This is a genomic window from Rhizobacter sp. P1_G5 (genome assembly GCF_056405435.1).
The window spans coordinates 1-1,693 of sequence record NZ_JBFUCB010000922.1 but is presented as its reverse complement, the minus strand read 5'-3'; the positions used below and the strand labels follow the sequence as shown (position 1 = coordinate 1,693).

Sequence of the window (1,693 nt, the reverse complement as noted above, 5' to 3'; positions counted from 1 at the left end):
GCCGGCAGCCGCGGCTGCAGGACCTGCCGGTGATCGCGATGACGGCGAATGCGATGGTCGGGGATCGCGAGAAGGTGCTGGCTGCGGGGATGAACGACCACATTGCCAAGCCGATCAAGGTCGAGGAGATGTTCGCGACGCTGGCGCGCTGGGTGCGGCCGGCCGAGCCGGCGGCGAAGCGCGGTTCGGCGTGACAATGCCGGCATGCCGAATCCCGCTGCCGTCGACACCGTCCAGGCGTTCTGGCGCCTGATGGCGACGAACGATTTCTTTGCCGTGGCGCAGGTGCTGGCGCCTGGCTTCGTGCTGGAGTGGCCGCAGTCGAACGAGCGCATCCGCGGCGCGCAGAACTTCGCGCAGATGAACACCGAGTACGCCGCCCACGGGCCGTGGCGCTTCACGATCAACCGGCTGGTGGGCGGGCAGGGCGAGGCGGTGTCGGACGTGTCGGTCACCGATGGCGTGCAGTCGGCGCGCGCGCTCAGTTTCTTCACGGTGGAAGACGGGCTCATCACGCGGCTGGTGGAGTTCTGGCCCGAGCCGTATGCCGCGCCCGCGAACCGGGCGCACCTGGTCGAGCCGATCGACCCTTCGAAGTGAGGCCTTGTGTTCAAGCTGCTGCTGCGTTGCCTGTTCTTCATCGGTGGTGTCGTGCTGCTGAGCGACACCGCACTGCCGCTGCGCGACGAAACCCTGCGGGTCGACCAGCACACGAGCCACGTCAACGATGGTGAGTCGGCGCGCCGCGACAACCGCTCCGGCGACACCAGCTACACGCTGCACCTGGTGGGCGGGCAGGTGGCGAGTTGCTCGGTCGGGTATGCGGCGTACCAGCGGCTGAAGGATGGCGATGCGATCCAGGTGCAGGCGACGCGCTTGCTGCGCCAGTGCGTGCACATTGCGCGTGACGGTGAGCTGGTGGAGTCGAACCGGCACTGGCGCTGGATCGCGATGGCGATCGGCGGCGTGCTGATCGCGCTGGCGATCGGGTGGCTGCGGGCGGATGACGAGGACGGGAGCATCAGCCTGGCGTGAGGCCGCTGCCGCGATCGCTACCGCTTGCAGAGGCTGTCGAACTCCCGGTAGTCCACGTTCATTTCCGACCCGTGCCAGCGGCCATCAGGACGACTCCGAGCAACACCGCGCCGAAGCCCCAGGCGATCCCGGTGAACGACCACGTGAGTTGGAGCCAGATTGCACCGCCCGCGCCCAGCACTCCGCCGAAGACCGCGATGGCCTGGCGCCATATCGGAAGTGGAGCCAGAACCTCCGCGATGGAATCGATGGCGCTGCGCTCCTGCAACTCGATGGGCTTGGCAGCAGCTGTCGTTCCTGTGGTGCGAGCCGCCTCGATCTGCCGTCCCGTGGCCCTGGCTGGGAAGCCGCAAGACGTGCAGTGATCGATGCGTGCTGGATTGGATCCCTCGCAGGCGAAGCATTGCCACGCATAAGTGCGCTCTGTGCTCGACAAGTTGAGTCTCCCCTGGTCGGAACTAGTTGGCGAAAGGGCTCGTGCACCACTGCTGCTCGCAGGGCACGCCATCATTGTTGCCGTCCATCTTCGTGCCCGGGCAATTCTTCAGGAAGAACTTGGCTTCACGGCACGATGTCATTTGCGAGCAATGGGTCCGGCCATCGCATCGGAACGAAGCGGGTGGCGGATCGGCTGCCACCGCTTCGGGCGTTGCAGATC

5 protein-coding genes are annotated in these 1,693 nt (G+C 66.6%); 3 read left to right on the top strand and 2 right to left on the bottom strand.

The window, feature by feature from the left end; translation table 11 throughout:
- The 3 genes from AC1D12_RS32760 to AC1D12_RS32750 form a co-directional block, all read left to right on the top strand.
- The coding region (locus tag AC1D12_RS32760) for a response regulator (RefSeq protein ID WP_477845298.1) at window positions 1–194 on the top strand (194 nt) is incomplete at its 5' end.
- Window positions 195–204: 10 nt separating this feature from the next.
- Window positions 205–600 carry a nuclear transport factor 2 family protein gene (locus tag AC1D12_RS32755; RefSeq protein ID WP_465111097.1) on the top strand — a complete coding sequence of 132 codons (396 nt, stop codon included), beginning with the start codon at window positions 205–207 and terminating at the stop codon, window positions 598–600.
- A gap of 6 nt (window positions 601–606) precedes the next feature.
- Window positions 607–1,035 carry a hypothetical protein gene (locus AC1D12_RS32750; RefSeq protein WP_465111098.1) on the top strand — a complete coding sequence of 143 codons (429 nt, stop codon included), beginning with the start codon at window positions 607–609 and terminating at the stop codon, window positions 1,033–1,035.
- 58 nt (window positions 1,036–1,093) lie between these two features.
- On the opposite strand, the gene AC1D12_RS32745 is transcribed toward AC1D12_RS32750, so the two are convergent.
- Together AC1D12_RS32745 and AC1D12_RS32740 are read right to left on the bottom strand one after the other, a co-directional pair.
- Window positions 1,094–1,471 (bottom strand): hypothetical protein, encoded by a 378-nt coding sequence (locus AC1D12_RS32745; protein ID WP_477845297.1) that lies wholly within the window; start codon window positions 1,469–1,471, stop codon window positions 1,094–1,096.
- A gap of 22 nt (window positions 1,472–1,493) precedes the next feature.
- On the bottom strand, window positions 1,494–1,693 hold a 200-nt coding region (locus AC1D12_RS32740), incomplete at its 5' end, for an excalibur calcium-binding domain-containing protein (protein ID WP_477845296.1).

Excerpts from the sequence above, each read along its gene's own strand:
- AC1D12_RS32755 (WP_465111097.1), top strand. The coding sequence starts at position 205 with ATGCCGAATCCCGCTGCCGTCGACACCGTCCAGGCGTTCTGGCGCCTG.